This window comes from Rhodanobacter sp. FW102-FHT14D06, from assembly GCF_043950705.1.
In the GTDB taxonomy this organism is placed as follows: Bacteria; Pseudomonadota; Gammaproteobacteria; order Xanthomonadales; family Rhodanobacteraceae; genus Rhodanobacter.
Genome location: NZ_CP170722.1, coordinates 2,054,913 through 2,070,376, shown reverse-complemented (window position 1 = coordinate 2,070,376; position 15,464 = coordinate 2,054,913). Strand labels below are relative to the sequence as shown.

13 protein-coding genes are annotated in these 15,464 nt (G+C 70.0%); 4 read left to right on the top strand and 9 right to left on the bottom strand.

Annotated features, from left to right (window positions below; all coding sequences use genetic code 11):
- Positions 1 to 17: 17 nt before the first annotated feature.
- The 3 genes from ACFCQI_RS09350 (at position 18) to ACFCQI_RS09340 (ending at position 2,743) form a co-directional block, all read left to right on the top strand.
- On the top strand, positions 18 to 704 hold the full coding sequence (locus ACFCQI_RS09350) for a fumarylacetoacetate hydrolase family protein (RefSeq protein WP_395116017.1): 687 nt from the start codon (positions 18 to 20) through the stop codon (positions 702 to 704).
- 82 nt (positions 705 to 786) lie between these two features.
- The gene (gene mscL / locus ACFCQI_RS09345; RefSeq protein WP_395116015.1) at positions 787 to 1,200 is read left to right on the top strand and encodes a large-conductance mechanosensitive channel protein MscL; all 414 of its coding nucleotides are present in this window, start codon (positions 787 to 789) and stop codon (positions 1,198 to 1,200) included.
- A 106-nt stretch (positions 1,201 to 1,306) separates the two neighbouring features.
- On the top strand, positions 1,307 to 2,743 hold the full coding sequence (locus ACFCQI_RS09340) for a M20/M25/M40 family metallo-hydrolase (protein WP_395116013.1): 1,437 nt from the start codon (positions 1,307 to 1,309) through the stop codon (positions 2,741 to 2,743).
- 40 nt (positions 2,744 to 2,783) lie between these two features.
- Here ACFCQI_RS09340 and ACFCQI_RS09335 read toward each other — a convergent pair whose 3' ends face one another.
- From ACFCQI_RS09335 to ACFCQI_RS09325, 3 genes are all read right to left on the bottom strand, one after another.
- Positions 2,784 to 5,882 (bottom strand): efflux RND transporter permease subunit, encoded by a 3,099-nt coding sequence (locus ACFCQI_RS09335; protein ID WP_395116011.1) that lies wholly within the window; start codon positions 5,880 to 5,882, stop codon positions 2,784 to 2,786.
- 7 nt (positions 5,883 to 5,889) lie between these two features.
- Positions 5,890 to 7,020: an efflux RND transporter periplasmic adaptor subunit gene (locus ACFCQI_RS09330; protein WP_395116009.1), complete on the bottom strand. Its 1,131-nt coding sequence runs from the start codon at positions 7,018 to 7,020 to the stop codon at positions 5,890 to 5,892.
- A 177-nt stretch (positions 7,021 to 7,197) separates the two neighbouring features.
- The gene (locus tag ACFCQI_RS09325; RefSeq protein ID WP_395116007.1) at positions 7,198 to 7,659 is read right to left on the bottom strand and encodes a MarR family winged helix-turn-helix transcriptional regulator; all 462 of its coding nucleotides are present in this window, start codon (positions 7,657 to 7,659) and stop codon (positions 7,198 to 7,200) included.
- Positions 7,660 to 7,723: 64 nt separating this feature from the next.
- On the opposite strand from ACFCQI_RS09325, the gene ACFCQI_RS09320 reads away from it, so the two are divergent.
- A complete protein-coding gene (locus ACFCQI_RS09320; RefSeq protein ID WP_395116005.1) occupies positions 7,724 to 8,275 on the top strand; it encodes an O-acetyl-ADP-ribose deacetylase in 552 nt (183 codons plus the stop codon).
- Here the strand turns inward: ACFCQI_RS09320 and ACFCQI_RS09315 are convergent.
- The 6 genes from ACFCQI_RS09315 to ACFCQI_RS09290 are packed head-to-tail and all read right to left on the bottom strand — an operon-like array spanning position 8,262 to position 15,302.
- A complete protein-coding gene (locus tag ACFCQI_RS09315) occupies positions 8,262 to 9,965 on the bottom strand; it encodes a BatD family protein (protein WP_395116003.1) in 1,704 nt (567 codons plus the stop codon). The genes ACFCQI_RS09320 and ACFCQI_RS09315 overlap by 14 nt on opposite strands.
- Positions 9,962 to 11,869, bottom strand: a complete 1,908-nt coding sequence (locus tag ACFCQI_RS09310) for a tetratricopeptide repeat protein (RefSeq protein WP_395116001.1) — start codon at positions 11,867 to 11,869, stop codon at positions 9,962 to 9,964. Before ACFCQI_RS09310 ends, ACFCQI_RS09315 begins: the two co-directional genes overlap by 4 nt.
- Positions 11,866 to 12,849: a VWA domain-containing protein gene (locus ACFCQI_RS09305; protein ID WP_395121207.1), complete on the bottom strand. Its 984-nt coding sequence runs from the start codon at positions 12,847 to 12,849 to the stop codon at positions 11,866 to 11,868. Before ACFCQI_RS09305 ends, ACFCQI_RS09310 begins: the two co-directional genes overlap by 4 nt.
- Positions 12,842 to 13,378: a DUF4381 domain-containing protein gene (locus ACFCQI_RS09300; RefSeq protein WP_395121205.1), complete on the bottom strand. Its 537-nt coding sequence runs from the start codon at positions 13,376 to 13,378 to the stop codon at positions 12,842 to 12,844. Before ACFCQI_RS09300 ends, ACFCQI_RS09305 begins: the two co-directional genes overlap by 8 nt.
- A complete protein-coding gene (locus ACFCQI_RS09295) occupies positions 13,375 to 14,310 on the bottom strand; it encodes a DUF58 domain-containing protein (RefSeq protein ID WP_395121203.1) in 936 nt (311 codons plus the stop codon). Before ACFCQI_RS09295 ends, ACFCQI_RS09300 begins: the two co-directional genes overlap by 4 nt.
- Complete coding sequence (locus ACFCQI_RS09290; protein WP_395121201.1) at positions 14,307 to 15,302, bottom strand: AAA family ATPase; 996 nt, start codon at positions 15,300 to 15,302, stop codon at positions 14,307 to 14,309. The genes ACFCQI_RS09295 and ACFCQI_RS09290 overlap by 4 nt, the downstream gene beginning before the upstream one ends.
- Positions 15,303 to 15,464 lie beyond the last annotated feature (162 nt).

Here is a 15,464-nt window from a genome sequence, read left to right as displayed (position 1 = left end):
TTGCTACGCTTGCCGACATGAACTACATCCTTGCCGCACCCGCCATCCCCAGCCTGCCGGTCATCGGCAGCGACCAGCGCTTTCCGGTCCGCCGGGTGTTCTGCATCGGCCGCAACTACGCCGAGCATGCGCGCGAAATGGGTGCCACGGTGGACAAGGCCGCGCCGATGTTCTTCTGCAAGCCGGCCGATGCGGTGGTTGCCGACGGCGCCGACGTGCCCTACCCCACGGCGACCGCCGACCTGCACCACGAAGTGGAGATGGTGGTGGCGCTGGGCGCGGGCGGGCGCGAACTTGAACCGGCTGCCGCGGCCGCGCTGGTGTGGGGCTACGGCGTGGGGCTGGACCTGACCCGGCGCGACCTGCAGGCGCAGGCCAAGGCGAAAGGTCATCCGTGGGACGTAGCCAAGGCATTCGACCATTCCGCGCCGGTCTCCGCGCTGCGCCCGGCGGCGCAGGCGAGCGTCGACGCGGATACCGTGCTGCGCCTGCACGTCAACGACGAGCTGCGCCAGCAGGCGCGCCTGGGCGAGATGATCCACGACGTGCCGCACATCCTCGCCGCGCTGTCGCGGTTGTTCGAACTGAAACCCGGCGACCTGGTATTCACCGGCACGCCCGCCGGGGTGGCGGCGCTCCAGCGCGGCGACCGCTTTCACGCCGAGCTGGTCGGCGTGGCCGAACTGGCCGGACAGATCGTCTGAAACCGCGTTTCGCCGCCTGTCCTGCGCCCTCACGCTGCGCTAAAGTCCCCCCTGCCATCTGGCAAAACCCGGGGAGAAACGCATGAGCATGCTGCAGGAATTCAAGGCGTTCGCGATGCGCGGCAACGTGATGGACATGGCCGTCGGTATCGTCATCGGCGGTGCGTTCGGCAAGATCGTCAGCTCGCTGGTCAGCGACGTGATCATGCCGCCGATCGGCTGGATCACCGGCGGCATCGACTTCTCCAAACTGAAGTGGGTGATCAAGCCGGCCGACGACAGCGATCCGGCACACAAGATTGCCGAGGTGGCGATCAGCTACGGCAGCTTCATCAACACCATCATCACCTTCATCATCATCGCGTTCGCGATCTTCATGGTGATCAAGGCGATGAACCGCATGCAGAGGAAGCAGGAGGAGGCGCCCGCCGCGCCGCCGGCCGACGTCGCCCTGCTCACCGAGATTCGCGACCTGCTGAAGAACAGACAGCCGTGACCCGCCGGCGGTAGCGGCCCTGGTCGCTGCCGCCGCCCATGACTTCTGGCCTAAGCACGACCCGGCCGCCACGCCATAATCGGGGTTTCCTCCGCGGAGTGCCCCGATGCGCCGTCTCCCCCTCACTTTGCTCGCTGCCGGCCTGCTGCTGGCCGGCGGCATCGCCAGCGCCGCCACCACGATTCCCGCCACGGCCGTAAAGACGGCCGAACAGTTGCGCGACCAGGCGCTGCACGACGGCACCGCCATGGCCGTGGTGACCTCGCTCACCACCGAGGTGGGGCCGCGCCTGGCCGGCAGCGGAGCCGACTTGCGCGCGCGCCAATGGGCGCTGGCGAAGTTCAGGGAGCTGGGCTTCGACAAGGTCTACAGCGAGCCGGTGACGTTTCCGCTGTGGCAGCGCCGCAGCGAGAGCGGTGCCATCGTGGCCCCGTTTCCGCAGCCGCTGGTGCTCACCGCACTGGGCTATTCGCCTGCCACGCCTGCGGGCGGACTCACCGCGCAGGTGGTGAAGTTCGACAGCCTCGACGCGCTCAAGGCGGCCGACCCGGCCAGCGTGAAGGACCGCATCGTCTACGTCGACTACCGCATGCATCGCCAGAAGGATGGCCACGACTACGGCATGGGCTCGGCCGTGCGCACCACTGGCGCGGTGATCGCCGCGGCCAAGGGCGCCGCCGGCTACCTGCTGCGCTCGGCCGGTACGGATGAGCACCAGCGCATCGCACACACCGGCGTCACCGGCTTCCGCGACCCGAAAGCCCGGGCAATTCCCGCCGCCGCGCTGTCCAACCCCGATGCCGACCAGCTCGATCGCGTGCTCGCCTACGGCAAGCCGGTGACGGTGCGGATGGATCTGGATTGCGGCATCGTCGGCGAATACACCGGCGCCAACGTGATCGGCGAGATCACCGGTCGCAAGCATCCGGACCAGGTAGTGGCCATCGGCGGCCATCTCGATTCGTGGGACCCGGGCACCGGCGCGATCGACGACGGCGCCGGCATCGCGATCACCATGGCCGCGGCCAAGCTGATCCGCGACCTGCCGCAGCGCCCCGACCGCACCATCCGCGTGATCGCCTTCGCCAACGAGGAAATGGGCCTGTGGGGCTCGCGCGCCTATGCGCAGAAGCATGCCGGCGAGGTGGCGAAGTTCCAGCTCGGTACCGATTCGGATTTCGGCGCTGGCCGGATCTGGCGCATGAGCGCCAGCGTGAAACCCGAGGCGCGCGGCGCGATCGCACAGATCGCCAGCGTGCTGGCGCCGCTGGGCGTGGCCTACGACGCCAGCCGCCCCGGCGGCGGCGGCTCGGACCTGTCGCAGATGCACGCCCGCGGCATGGCCGCGCTGAGCCTGACCCAGGACGGCACGCACTACTTCGACTGGCACCACACCGCCAACGACACGCTGGACAAGATCGACCCGGCCGACCTGGCGCAGAACGTGGCGGTCTACGCGGCGTGGGTGTACATGGCGGCACAGGCCGATGGCGACTTCGGTTCGGCGCCGGGTGCGTTCGCCGAGGACGGCACCGGCGAATGATGCCTGGTTCCCCCGCCGCAACGGCGGGGGAGACCGCTCCTCAGTCGGCAGCCAGTTGCGGCGCCTTGCGCTTTCGCCCGAAGCGCTGCTGCAGCCGATCCATGTACAGGTAGATCACCGGCGTCAGGTACAGCGTGAGCACCTGCGACACCAGCAGGCCGCCGACCACGGCCAGGCCCAGCGGTCGGCGTGCCGAGGCGCCGGCGCCGATGCCCAGCGCGATCGGCAAGGTGCCGGCGAATGCCGCCATGGTGGTCATCATGATCGGGCGGAAGCGCACGTGGCAGGCCTCGACGATCGCCTGCATCGGCGCCATGCCCTCGACGCGCTGCCGCTCCAGCGCGAAGTCGATCAGCATGATCGCGTTCTTCTTGACGATGCCGATCAGCATCACGATGCCGACGAAGGAGAACAGGTCCAGCGGCGCGCGGAAGATCATCAGCGTCAGCAGCGCACCGACGCCGGCGGCCGGCAGGCCGGACAGGATCGTCAGCGGGTGGATGAAGCTCTCGTACAAGATGCCCAGCACCAGGTAGATCACGAACACCGCCAGCACCAGCAGCAGGCCCATGCCCTGCATCGAATCCTGGAACGCCTGCGCGGTGCCCTGCACGCTGCCGGTGATCGTCGCCGGCAGGTGCAACTGCGCCATCGCGCCGTCGATGCGGCTCACCGCCTGGCTCAGGCTGACCCCGGGCGCCAGGTTGAAGGAGATCGTCACCGCGGGCAGCTGGCCCTGGTGGTTGACCGTGAGCGGGCGCGCCGTGCGCTGGAAGCTGGCCACCGCGCTGAGCGGCACCAGCGCGCCGCTGCCGGAGGTGACGTACAGCTGCGACAACACCGCCGGATCATCCTGCAGCGCGTAGGCGACCTGCAGGATCACCCAGTACTGCGTGGCCGAGCCGTAGATGGTGGAGACCTGGTTGGCGCCGAACGCCGCACCCAGCGCCTTCTGCACCTGGCGCATGGTGAGGCCCAGCGGCGCCAGCCGGGCGCGATCGACCTGCACCGCGATCGCCGGGCCGTTGAGGTCCAGGTCGCTGGTGACGTCCTGGAAACCGGGCAAGGCGCCGAATGCGCGCTCCACCTTGCCGGACGCCGCGTACAGCGCATCCAGGTCGACCGACTGCAAGGTGTATTGGTACTGCGCCTTGGACTGCCGGCCGCCGACCTGGATTGCCGGCGGGTTCTGGATGTAGGCGCGGATGCCGGGGATGCGGGCGAACTTCTGCCGCAGCTCCTGGATGATCTGCGCCGGATCGAGTGCGCGCTCGGAGGCGGGTTTCAGGCGCAGGAACATGGTGCCGTTGTTGGTGGTCGCGCGCGAGCCGCCGCTGCCCACCGACGACATGAAGCTGTCGATGTTCGGGTCCTGCGCCACGATCGCAGCCAGTTCCTGCTGGCGCGCCTTCATCGCGGTGATCGAGATGTCGTCGGGCCCTTCGACGTTGACGATCAGCTGGCCGGTGTCGCCGGCCGGGATGAAATCCTTGTCGACCAGCACGAACAGCGCCGCGGTGGCCAGCAGGCTGGCGAAGAACACCCCCAGCACCACGCGCGGGCGCTGCACCGACCACGCCAGCGAGCGGTTGTAGCCGTCGCGCACGCGGTTGAAGCCCTGGTCGAACCAGCGCACCACGCGTGATTTCTCCGCGTGCCCGCCATGCTTGATGAAGCGGCTGCACAGCATCGGCGTCAAGGTGATCGAGACGAAACCGGAGATCAGGATCGCGGTGCTGATGGTCACCGCGAACTCGTGGAACAGCCGGCCCACGATGCCGCCCATGAACATCACCGGCAGGAACACCGCCACCAGCGAGATCGTCATCGAGAAGATCGTGAAGCCGATCTCCGCGGCACCTTTCAGCGACGCCTCGTACGGCTCCATGCCCTGCTCGACGTGGCGCACGATGTTCTCCAGCATCACGATCGCGTCGTCCACCACGAAGCCGACCACCAGGGTCAGCGCCAGCAGCGAGAGGTTGTCCAGGCTGTAGCCCAGCGCGTACATCACGCCGAAGGTGCCGATCACCGAGACCGGCAGCGCCAGCGCCGGGATCAGCGTGGCCGAGGCGTTGCCGAGGAACAGGTAGATCACCAGGATCACCAGCACGCCGGCCAGCAGCAGGGTGTACTGCACGTCGTCGACCGAATGGCGGATCGATTCCGAGCGGTCGTACAGCACGCCGAGCTTGACCGACGGCGGCAGGCTGGCCTGGAACTGCGGCAGCACCTCGCGGATGCGGTCCACGGTGGCCACCGTGTTGGAGCCGGGCTGGCGGTCGATCGCCAGCACGATCGCGCGCTTGCCGTCGAACCAGCTGGCGACCTGGTCGTTCTGCACGCCGTCGCTGGCGTGGCCCAGCGCGGACAGCCGGATCGGCGCGCCGTTGCGATAGGCCACCACGATGTCGTTGTACGGCGCGGCGCGCTGCAGCTGGCCGTCCGAACTGACCTGCAGCAACTGCCGACTGCCGTTGAGCGAGCCGGTGGCGAGGTTGACGTTGGCGTCGGCGATGGCCTGCTGCAGCGTGTCGATGCCGATGCCGTTGGCGGCCAGCTTGTTCGGATCCACGCTGATGCGCACCGCGTACTTCTGCGAGCCGAACACGTTCACCTGGGCCACGCCGTCGACCATCGACAGCCGCTGCGCCAGCTGGGTCTCGCCGTACTCGTTCACCGTCGACAGCGGCAAGGTGTCCGAGCTCAGGGTGAGATACAGGATCGCCTTGTCCGCCGGGTTGACCTTGCGGAACGTGGGCGGGGTCGGCATGGTCGTGGGCAATTGCCGTTGCGCCGCCGAGATCGCCGCCTGCACGTCCTGCGCGGCGGCGTCGATGTTGCGGTCCAGGCCGAAGGTCAGCGTGATCGAGGTCGAGCCCAAGGCGCTGGTCGACGTCATCGTGGAGATGCCGGCGATGGTGGAGAACTCGTTCTCCAGCGGAGTGGCCACCGCGGTGGCCATCGTCTCCGGCGAGGCGCCGGGCAGCTTGGCGCTGACCGAGATGGTGGGGAAATCCACGTTCGGCAACTCGTTCACCGGCAGCTTCGGATAAGCCACCACGCCGAACACCACCAGGGCAACCATCAGCAGCACGGTCATCACCGGCCGGCGGATGCACAGCGCAGGCAGGTTCATGGCCCGCTCAACCGCCGCTCAGCACGCGCACGCGCGCGCCGTCGACCAGCAGCAACTGGCCATCGGTGACCACCCGCTCGCCGCCGTCCAGACCCTTGCTGACCACCACGCGGTCGGCCGCGCCACTGCCGATCGTGACCATTCGCTGGTGCACCACGCCGCCCGCATCGACCACGAACACGAAGCTGCCGCGCGGCGAGTTCTGCAGCGCCACCGCGGGTACCGTCACCACGTGGGTCAGCCGCGTGGTGGGCAGGGTGATCTCGACGAACTGGCCGGGCGTGAGCTCATCGTCCTCATTCGCATAGCGGGCCTTGAGCTGGATCGTGCCGGTGCTGGCGTCCACCGCGTTGTCGATGAAGTCCAGCGTGGCCTGCATCGACGCGGCCTTGCCCGGCAAGCGCACGATCACCGGCACCGCACCACGGGCATGCGCGGCCTTGAGCCCGGCCAGTTCGGCTTCGGGCACGGCGAAACGGATGTGGATCGGCTGCACCTGGTTGAGCACCACCAGATCGGTGCTGTTGGCGCTGACCTGCGCGCCGGGATACACCAGCGGCGCACCGGCGATGCCGTCGAACGGCGCGCGGATCGTGGCATAGCCCAGTTGCGTGCGTGCCAGTTCCACCGCCGCCTGGTCGGCCTTCATCGCGGCGGCATACAGGCCGGCGTTGGCCTTGGCCTCGTCGTAGGCCGATTTGGCCACGTAGCCGTCCTTGAGCAGCGGGCCGTAGCGTTTCAGCAGGGCCTGTGCGTTGGCGTACTGCGCCTGGTCGCGGGCCAGGTTGCCCTTCGCCTCGTCCAGCTGCGACTGCAGCAGGCTGGGGTCGAGGCGGATGATGGTGTCGCCCTTGGCGACATGGCCGCCGGGCTTGAACGAGAGCGCCTGCAACTGGCCGCTGACGCGCGACTGCACGGTCACCGTGGACCACGCCTGCGCGCTGCCGATCACCTTCAACGAAAGATCGATGTCGCCGCGCTGCGCCGTGGCGACCCTGACCGGCACGGCCTGGGCGGGTGGGGTCGCCTGCGCGCTCGCCGCGCCATCGCGTCCGCGCCAGAACTGCTGCGCCCCGAAACCGGCGAGCAGCAGCGCAGCTGCCATCAGCAGCAGTTTCCCGGATTTGTTCTGCGGCATGCTCGCTCCGGCCACGCCGGGTCAACCGGCGCGTGGGCGACACGCGGCTTGACCACGACATTCAATGCTTTTGCCCGGCCGTGGGGGCCAGGGGCCCACCCGGTACCGGCGACGCTCCATTCTGCGCCCGCGCGCCGGCAACCCGTGCAGGACCGATGGCACATGACATCGCGCGGATCAGTCGGAGGCGCCCGGGTTCTCGCCCGCATCCAGCGCCTGCAGGTTTTCCTTGATCCGGTTGAGCACGCCCAGCGCGTGTTCGAGTTCGGCGTACTCGATGCCCGCGGTGGCATCCTTGCGCAGGTCGCGCGCGATCAGCTCCATGTCGCCGATGACGACGCGTGCGCGGTCGGTGACGTAGAGTCGCCAGGCGCGGCGGTCGCGCGGATCGGCGCGGCGCTCGACGAAGCCCGCGGCCTGCAGCCGGTCGATCACCCGGCCCACCGCGATCGGCTCCATCTCCAGCGATTCGGCCAGTTCGGTCTGGCGCAAGCCCTCGCGGTGGTACAACATCTTGGTGGCGCGCCACTGCACGCGGGTCAGCCCGAATCTCACCGCGCGCCGATCGAAATGCTTGCGAAACAGCAAGGTCACGTCGTTGAGCAGATACCCGAAGGATAGGTCTTCCGTTTTCGCCATGATGCGCTGCCCCCGGCCGCCCGAAACCTGAGGCCAGCATAAGCCGCCCGCCTCCTGCAAAGCCATGCCCCTGGACATCGTCATTGCCGACATCACCACGCTGCACGTGGATGCCATCGTCAACGCCGCCAATGCCAGCCTGCTCGGCGGCGGTGGCGTCGACGGCGCGATCCACCGCGCCGCCGGCCCCGCGCTGCTGCAGGCCTGCCGGCAGCTTCCGTCGGTGCGTCCGGGCGTGCGCTGTCCGACTGGCGAGGCGCGCATCACGCCGGGCTTCGCGTTGCCGGCGGCACACGTGATCCACACCGTCGGCCCGGTGTGGCAGGGCGGCACGCAGGGTGAGGCGCGACTGCTGGCAAGTTGCCACGCCAACGCGATGCGGCTGCTGCGCGAGCACGGTTTGCGCACGATCGCGTTCCCGGCAATCAGCTGTGGCGTGTACGGCTATCCGGTGGCGCAGGCGGCCGCGGTGGCGCTGGCCAGCCTGCGCGACGAACTCGCCCGCGACGATCGCGTCAGCATCACCGTATGCTGCTTCAGCAACAGCGTGGCCGATATCTTCCGGCGTGTGCGCGACGCCACGCCGGACGACGGCACACCCTTCAACGCAGCTTGAACGGATACAGCGGCGGCAACGCGTCGTCCGAGTGATGGCCCGTGCCAGTCTGGCGCCAGGCGAAACCCCGCTTGAACGCCTCCGCCGGTGCCGTGCCGCCGACGTCGCCCGCCGCCGTACCGGCGGCGTAGCGACGACGCTGCAAGTCGTCGATCACCGCGCGCTGTGCCGCATCGTCCAGGGCAGCGGACAACTCGCCCGGATGCTGGACATGCGGTCGCTCGGCGCGCGCCCAGGCCATCAGGCAGTGCAGTTGTCGTGCGGCGTCGGTGCCGCGCGCGGCGCTGATGAACTCCTGTCGCGCCCGGCGCGCGCTGTCCGGCACAACCGCGGGCGCCGGGGAAGCTTTGGGCATGGCGCGCCGCCGACGCTGCCACCACCAGGCCAGCACGCTGAGCAACCACAGCGCGAGACTGGCCAGCGCGATCCAGCGCCATGGCATGGCACCGGCGGGCGCGGGCACGGGTGCGGTCGTGGCGGGCGCAGTCGTCGCCGCCGGCACCGCGCCTGCAGGTGATGCCGTGCTGCCGCCGATCGCCGGCAGCACCTCGATGCTGCGCGCGGGGATCTGTGCCACCTCCTGGCGGTCGGTGAGCACGTTCCACCAGGTCACCGTGGTCGCCGGGATCGTCAGCGGGCCGGAGCGCTCGGGCACGATGGCGAACGCCTGCTCGCGCTCGCCCACGGTCCACTGCCCGGCGACATGGTTGCGGCTGACCGGCTTGTCGGGATAGACCGTGGCGCCGTCCAGCGGCGGCAGGCTCAGGCTCGGCAGCGCGTCGTCGGACAAGCCGGTGGCGCGCAACGTCATGGTGAGGTTGAGCGGCTGCCCCACGCGCACCGGCTGCTGCGCGTCCGGCCAGCCGTCGATCGTCAGGCTCAACGCCCGCGCCGGCAACCACGCCTTGTTGCCCCAATCCGCAGGCGCCGCCTGCACATCGATCGCCACCGGCGCGGCGCTGGCCGAGACGTTGTTGGTGGCGCCGAAGAAGCTGCCCGGGTCGTACGGGTCAACCGCACTGCCCTGGAAACTCGCTGCAGGGATTTCCAGCCGGCCGGCCTGCTGCGGGATCAGCGCATAGCGCCGTTCCAGCACGTGGTAGCTGCGGCCGCCGCGTTGCGTGTCGTAGCCGATGTCCTTGCCCAGCGGCTGCAGCGTCGCCCCGTGGACATCGGGCATGTCGATCGAGCCGCCGCTGAGGTTGCCCGCGTAGAACAGCTTCACCACATAGCTGAACTGCTCGCCGACATAGCCGCGCTGTGGCTCCACCGTCGCCTCCATGAACACGTCGCGATTCGGCGCGGCACCCGCCACGGGCCCCTGCGCGTCGACCTGCAGCGACAGCGGCGCCGTGCGTTCGCCGGCGACCTGCAGCGACGGGATCTGCAAGCTGCCGGCGCGAAGAGGCCGCAGCGCGATGCCGAAGGTGAGGCTGGACGTCGCCTTGCCGTTCTCGACCGACAGGCTGCTGTTCTGCGAGGTGCCGAGGATGCTGAAATCCTGTTGCAGCGCCTGCAGGTCGGGCATCGCGGCGGACGCGGCGGCGCCCTCGACGCGGATATTGAGCGTGACCGTGTCGCCCAGTTGCACGTGATCGCGATCCAGCGTCGCGCTCACCTGCGCCGCGTGCGCGACCGGCACCAGCATCAGCGCGAACAGGCACAAGACGATGATGCGTGCGTGACTCATGGCTGGTCGTCCTCCTGCGCGCCGCCACCGTGGCGCTCGCGATATTCCAGTTCGAACTTGCGCCGCAGCAGGCCGCCGGGGTCGTCCTGCACGCGCTGCAGCGCGTGGCGCAGGTCGGCCGGCAGCTTCGACTGCGGATCATCCCGGTCCAGCGTGCCGAGCTGGTGCGTGGCCGGCGACTTCGCGTCCGCGGGCTGGCCGGCGGCCAGCGCCTGGTCCATCTGCTGCTTCAAGGCGCGCTGCGCCTGCTCGGCCTGCGCCTTCTGCTCGGCGCGCTCCCGCGCACTGCGTGGCGCGGGCTGATCGTGGGTGCTGGCGTCGCCGGGTTGCTGCGAACCGTTCGACGGCTTGTCCTGTTCGCCCGCACCGGAAGGCGACTGGCTCTTGTCGGATTTGCCCTGCCCCGACTTGTCCTGCTCCGATTTGTTCCCACCCGATTTTTCCTGGCCTGATTTCTCCTGGCCCGACTTGTCGTCGCCCGACTTGTCCTGCTCGGACTTGTTCTGGCCCGCGCTGTCCGGCGAGGATTTTTGCTGCTTCGACTGCCGTTTCAGCCACTCTTCCACGGCTTGGCGGTTGGCCTTGGCGTCGGCATTGGCCGGATCGATTTGCAGCGCCTGGTCGTAGGCCTCGATCGCCTGTCGATACTGCTGCGCTTTCGCCAGCGCATTGCCGCGGTTGTAGGCGGCATCGCTGCCGGGAGCGTGCTGCAGCGCGTCCGCCGCCGCGGCATAGTCGCCGGCGCGGTAAGCCGCCACGCCGCGCCAGGCGGGATCGCGGGCGAGTTGCTGCGCCTGCACGGCATGGCCGTCGCGCAGCGCCTGCACGGCCTGCTGGTCGGGGCGTTGCCACAGGTCCTGCCAGGTGCCGGCCTGCGCCGTGCGCGGCAGCAGCGGCAGGCTGACCAGCAGCACGAGCATGATCCAGCCGCGGCGAAACGCCGTGGCGGCCACCAGCAGCAGCGACAGCAACAGCCACGGCCCGCGATCCTGCCACTGCGCACCGTGCTGGCCGCTGGCCTGGGCGGCGCCGCTGCTGCGCAGTTGCGCGTGCAGGGCGTCGATGTCGCCGTGGTCGGCGCTCATCGCCACGTAGACGCCGCCGCCTGCGCGCGCCAGCGCGTCAAGCGCGGCGTCGTCGCGTGCGGCCAGCACCATGCGGTCCTGCGCGTCGTGCAGGAAGCCGCCCTCGGGCAGCGGGACCGGGCCGCCGTGGACGCTGCCCACGCCGAGCACCGAGACGCGCACGCCGGCGGCGAGCGCCTTGCGCGCGGCCGCGTCGGCGGCGGCATCCGCCTGGTCGGTGATCAGCACCAGCGTGCCGCCGTCGGCATTCGCCTGCTGGACCAGGCGCACGCCGCGGTCGATCGCCGCGGCCGCGTCGTTGCCGTCCACCGGCATGGTGTCGGGCGCCATCGCGTCGAGCAGATCGTCGAGGCTGTGGGCATCGGAGGTCAGCGGCGCGACGACGAAGGCCTCGCCAGCGTAGCCGATCAGCGCGTTCAGGCCGGCACGGTTGGCCGCCAGCAGCTCGTGCGCCTTGAGCCGTGCGCGATCGAGCCGGCTCGGCGCCACGTCGCGCGCCAGCATGTGCCGCGACAGCGAGATCGCCAGCACCTGCGCCGGACGGTTGGCGTACAGCGCCTGCTCGACGCGGTTCCAGGTCGGCCCGGCCAGCGCCAGCGTGGCCAGCAGCCAGGCCAGCGCGAACAGCCACAGCGGCAACTGGCGCTGGCGCGGCTGTCCGCGCAGCAGCCGTGGCAGCAAAGCCGGGTCGACCAGTCGCGACAGGATCAGCTGGCCGCTGTCGCGCCGCCAGCACGGAAGCGCCAGCAGCGGCAGGCCGAGGAGTGCCAGCAACCACCAGGGGTGCAGGAAATGGAACTGTTGCAGCAGCTCGCTCATGCCGCCTGCTCCCGCACACGCAGCCGGGTGGGCACGATCGCCAGCAGCAGCAACACCAGCGCAGCCAGCAGCGGCCAGCGGAACAGTTCGTGGCGCGGCCGCAACGCCGGCCCCTGCCGCGGCATCGGCTCCAGCGCGTTGATGGTGCGGTAGGCGTCGGCCAGCTCGCTGCTGTCGGTGGCACGGAAGAAGCGCCCGCCGGTTTCGGCGGTGATCGCCTTGAGCATGTCGGCGTCGAGGTCGGCCGAGGGGTTGACCATCTGCAGGCCGAAGAATCCCGGCACCTGCATCGCGGTGGCGCCGATGCCGATGGCGTAGATCCGCACGCCCGCGGCCTTGGCGGCACGCGCCGCCTCGCGCGGAGCGATGCCGCCGGCGTTGTTGACGCCGTCGGTGAGCAACACCAGGACGCGCGCTGCCTCCGGCAGGCCCGCCAATCGCTTCACCGCCACGGCGATGGCGTCGCCGATCGCGGTCTGGTCGCCCGCCAGGCCCACCGCCGCGGTCTGCAACTGCGCGCGCACGGCCGAGAGGTCGTAGGTCAGCGGCGTGACCAGATAGGCCTGGCTGCCGAACAGGATCAGGCCCATTTCGTCGCCGCGGCGCCGGCTGATGAAGTCGCTGGCGATCGCCTCCACCGCGCCGAAGCGGCTGACCGGTTGGCCGGCCAGCTGCATGTCCGGCGTGCGCATGCTGCCGGAGAGATCCACCGCCATCATCATCGCCCGCCCGCTGCGCTGCTGCGCCTGCGGCGGACCCAGCCACTGCGGCCGCGCCGCGGCGGCGAGCAGGCACAACCAGGCCAGCCCGAGCAGCCACGGCGCGGCACCGTGGTTGCGCCGATCAGCCACCGAATCCAGCTTCACACCCGGCTGTGGCAGATGCAGCGCGACGCCCGGGGCGGCCGCACGCCACCACCAGCGCAGCAACCACGGCAACGGCAACAGCAGTACGACCCAGGGCCAGGCGAATTCAGGCATCGGCTGGCTCCGAGGAGGGCTTCTTCCGCTTCCATGTGGACGGCTTTACGGCCAAACGCAGCCACCGCCGTGCGGCCTCGACGAGATCGTTTTCGTCGCCGCTGCGGGGTGGCTGGTAGATGAGCTGCTCCAGCCGATGCAGGCTGTCCTGCGTGGCCGCGTCCACCGGCACCCGCGCCAGGACGTGCCGCCAGGCATCGCCACGCAGATGCACCGCGGCGGCGTCCTGTTCGCGGGCGACGCGCCGCAAGAGTTGATGCAGGCCGCCGAGCAGGGCCGCGCGATCGCCGTCCTCGCGGTGCCGCCGGACAAGGTTCTCCAGCTCGCCGAGAATGCGCCGCTGCCGTTGCCGCACGCGGCAACGGCGTTGCCAAACCCACGCGAGGCCCGCAAACACCAGCAGCGCGAGCACGGCAAGCAGCCACCAGCCGGGTGCGGGCGGCCACCACGAGGGTTCGGCCGGCAGGTGGATGTCGCGCAGTACCGGCCCCGGCGCAGCGGCCGTCGGCGGCGTCGCCGCCGCGATCATCGCGGCGACCTCTTGCGACCGATCAGGCCCGCCACGGCATCGAGCGGATCGGCCGCGGTATCGATGGTGGCGTGGCGCAGACCCAGCGAGCCGGCCAACTCACTCAGCCGTCGGGCGCCTGCACCCAATGCCTGGCGAAAATCTGCACGCTGATGCGCCGACTGCAGCCGCACCTCGCGACGCTCGCCTGCATGCTCCAGCGGATAGCGCCCCGGCGGCGCGAGCTCCAGCTCCAGCGCATCCGCCGTGACCAGCACGGCCACGCCCGCGTGCCGGGTCAGTTCAATCAGTCGCTGGCGCGCGGCGGCGTCGCAACTGAAGCCGTCGCTGAGCAGCAGGACACGGCTCGCACTCCGCGCCACGTGTGCCGCGCGTGTCAGCGCATCGGAGAGCGGCTGTTGTTGGTCGGCGCGATCCGCCGCGTGCCATCGCGCCAGCGCACCGCATACGGCGAGTGCACCATGCGCGCCGGCTTGCGGCGCCAACCACTGGTCGGCGCCGCCGAAGCCCAGCATCGCCACGCGCTCGCCGGCACGGGTGGCAAACCACGCGGCCAGTGCCGCCGCGCGGGCCGCCTGCACCGACTTGAAACGCGCCCGCGTGCCGAAATGCATGCTGGCATGGGTATCGAGCAGGATCAGCAGACAGCCTTCTCGATCCTCCTGGAACAGCTTCGTGTGCAGCTTGCCGCTGCGCGCGGTGAGTCGCCAGTCGAGTCGGCGCACATCGTCGCCGGCCTGGTAGACGCGCGACTCGGCGTAATCCATGCCGCGGCCGTACAGACGGCTGGACTGCTGGCCGTGGCGGGCGGCGCGCGTGCTCAGCGGCGCCATGCGCACGGGGCCGACGCGCGCACGCAACGCGATCAGCTCGGCCAGCGACACCTCGCTTGCGCCATTGCCATCCGCGACTTGTGACGCCAGGACACTCACGGCAGCGGCACGAGATCCAGCAGGCGCGCCACCACCTGGTCGGGGGTGATGCCTTCGGCCTGCGCTTCGTAGCTGAGCAGCACCCGATGGCGCAGCACCTCATGGACGATTGCATGCACGTCCTCGGGCAACACGTAGGCGCGGCCGGCCAGCCAGGCCTGCGCCCGCGAACAGCGATCCAGCGCGATGGTGGCGCGCGGGCTCCCGCCCCAGGCGATCCAGCGCTTCAATTCCGCGCCATAACGGCCGGCGTCGCGCGTCGCCAGCACCAGCTGCGCGAGGTACTCCTCCAGCGCCGGCGCCATGTGCACGGCCATCGCCGCATCGCGCGCGGCAAACACCTCGTGCTGGCTGAGCAGCGCGCGTGGCGGCGCGGCCGGGTGGGCGCGCCGGCTGGCCTGCTCGCGCGCCAGTTTGAGGATCGCCAGCTCCGCCGCGGCATCGGGATAGCCGATCGTCACGTGCATCAGGAACCGGTCGAGCTGGGCCTCCGGCAGGCTGAAGGTGCCCTCCTGCTCGATGGGGTTCTGCGTGGCCATCACCATGAACAGCTCGGGCAGTTTCCAGGTGCTGCGGCCCACGGTGATCTGCTGCTCGGCCATCGCCTCGAGCAGGGCCGACTGCACCTTGGCCGGCGCGCGGTTGATCTCGTCGGCCAGGATGATGTTGTGGAACAGCGGCCCGCGCTCGAACTCGAAACTGCCCGACTGCGGCCGGAACACGTCGGTGCCGGTGAGGTCGGCCGGCAGCAGGTCGGGGGTGAATTGCACGCGGTGGAAATCCGCCTCGATCCGCGCCGCCAGCGCCTTCACCGCGGTGGTTTTGGCCAGGCCGGGCGCGCCTTCGACCAGCAGGTGGCCGTCGGCCAGCAGCGCCACCAGCAGGCAATCGATGAGCTTCGGCTGGCCGATGATGCAATCCACCAGCTCCTCGCGCAGGCGGGCGAACGATTGCTGCAGCGCGCCGAGAGGCGGGTTTTCGGGCATGTCCATGGGCAGTTCCAGTTACGGGGCAAGGCCTGCGGCATCCTTGGAGAGCGGACGCGTCGGCGTGCTTCAGACCATCATCGGCACGGGAAGTTTAATGTGACGTGCGCCGGCGGCCGGCGCGCACGAAAAAGGGGCGGCCGAAGCCGCCCCTTTTCTTCGCCGCTG

Coding starts and splice junctions, on each gene's coding strand:
- ACFCQI_RS09350 (WP_395116017.1), top strand. CDS start 18: ATGAACTACATCCTTGCCGCACCCGCCATCCCCAGCCTGCCGGTCATC.
- mscL (WP_395116015.1), top strand. CDS start 787: ATGAGCATGCTGCAGGAATTCAAGGCGTTCGCGATGCGCGGCAACGTG.
- ACFCQI_RS09340 (WP_395116013.1), top strand. CDS start 1,307: ATGCGCCGTCTCCCCCTCACTTTGCTCGCTGCCGGCCTGCTGCTGGCC.
- ACFCQI_RS09335 (WP_395116011.1), bottom strand. CDS start 5,882: ATGAACCTGCCTGCGCTGTGCATCCGCCGGCCGGTGATGACCGTGCTG.
- ACFCQI_RS09330 (WP_395116009.1), bottom strand. CDS start 7,020: ATGCCGCAGAACAAATCCGGGAAACTGCTGCTGATGGCAGCTGCGCTG.
- ACFCQI_RS09325 (WP_395116007.1), bottom strand. CDS start 7,659: ATGGCGAAAACGGAAGACCTATCCTTCGGGTATCTGCTCAACGACGTG.
- ACFCQI_RS09320 (WP_395116005.1), top strand. CDS start 7,724: ATGCCCCTGGACATCGTCATTGCCGACATCACCACGCTGCACGTGGAT.
- ACFCQI_RS09315 (WP_395116003.1), bottom strand. CDS start 9,965: ATGAGTCACGCACGCATCATCGTCTTGTGCCTGTTCGCGCTGATGCTG.
- ACFCQI_RS09310 (WP_395116001.1), bottom strand. CDS start 11,869: ATGAGCGAGCTGCTGCAACAGTTCCATTTCCTGCACCCCTGGTGGTTG.
- ACFCQI_RS09305 (WP_395121207.1), bottom strand. CDS start 12,849: ATGCCTGAATTCGCCTGGCCCTGGGTCGTACTGCTGTTGCCGTTGCCG.
- ACFCQI_RS09300 (WP_395121205.1), bottom strand. CDS start 13,378: ATGATCGCGGCGGCGACGCCGCCGACGGCCGCTGCGCCGGGGCCGGTA.
- ACFCQI_RS09290 (WP_395121201.1), bottom strand. CDS start 15,302: ATGGACATGCCCGAAAACCCGCCTCTCGGCGCGCTGCAGCAATCGTTC.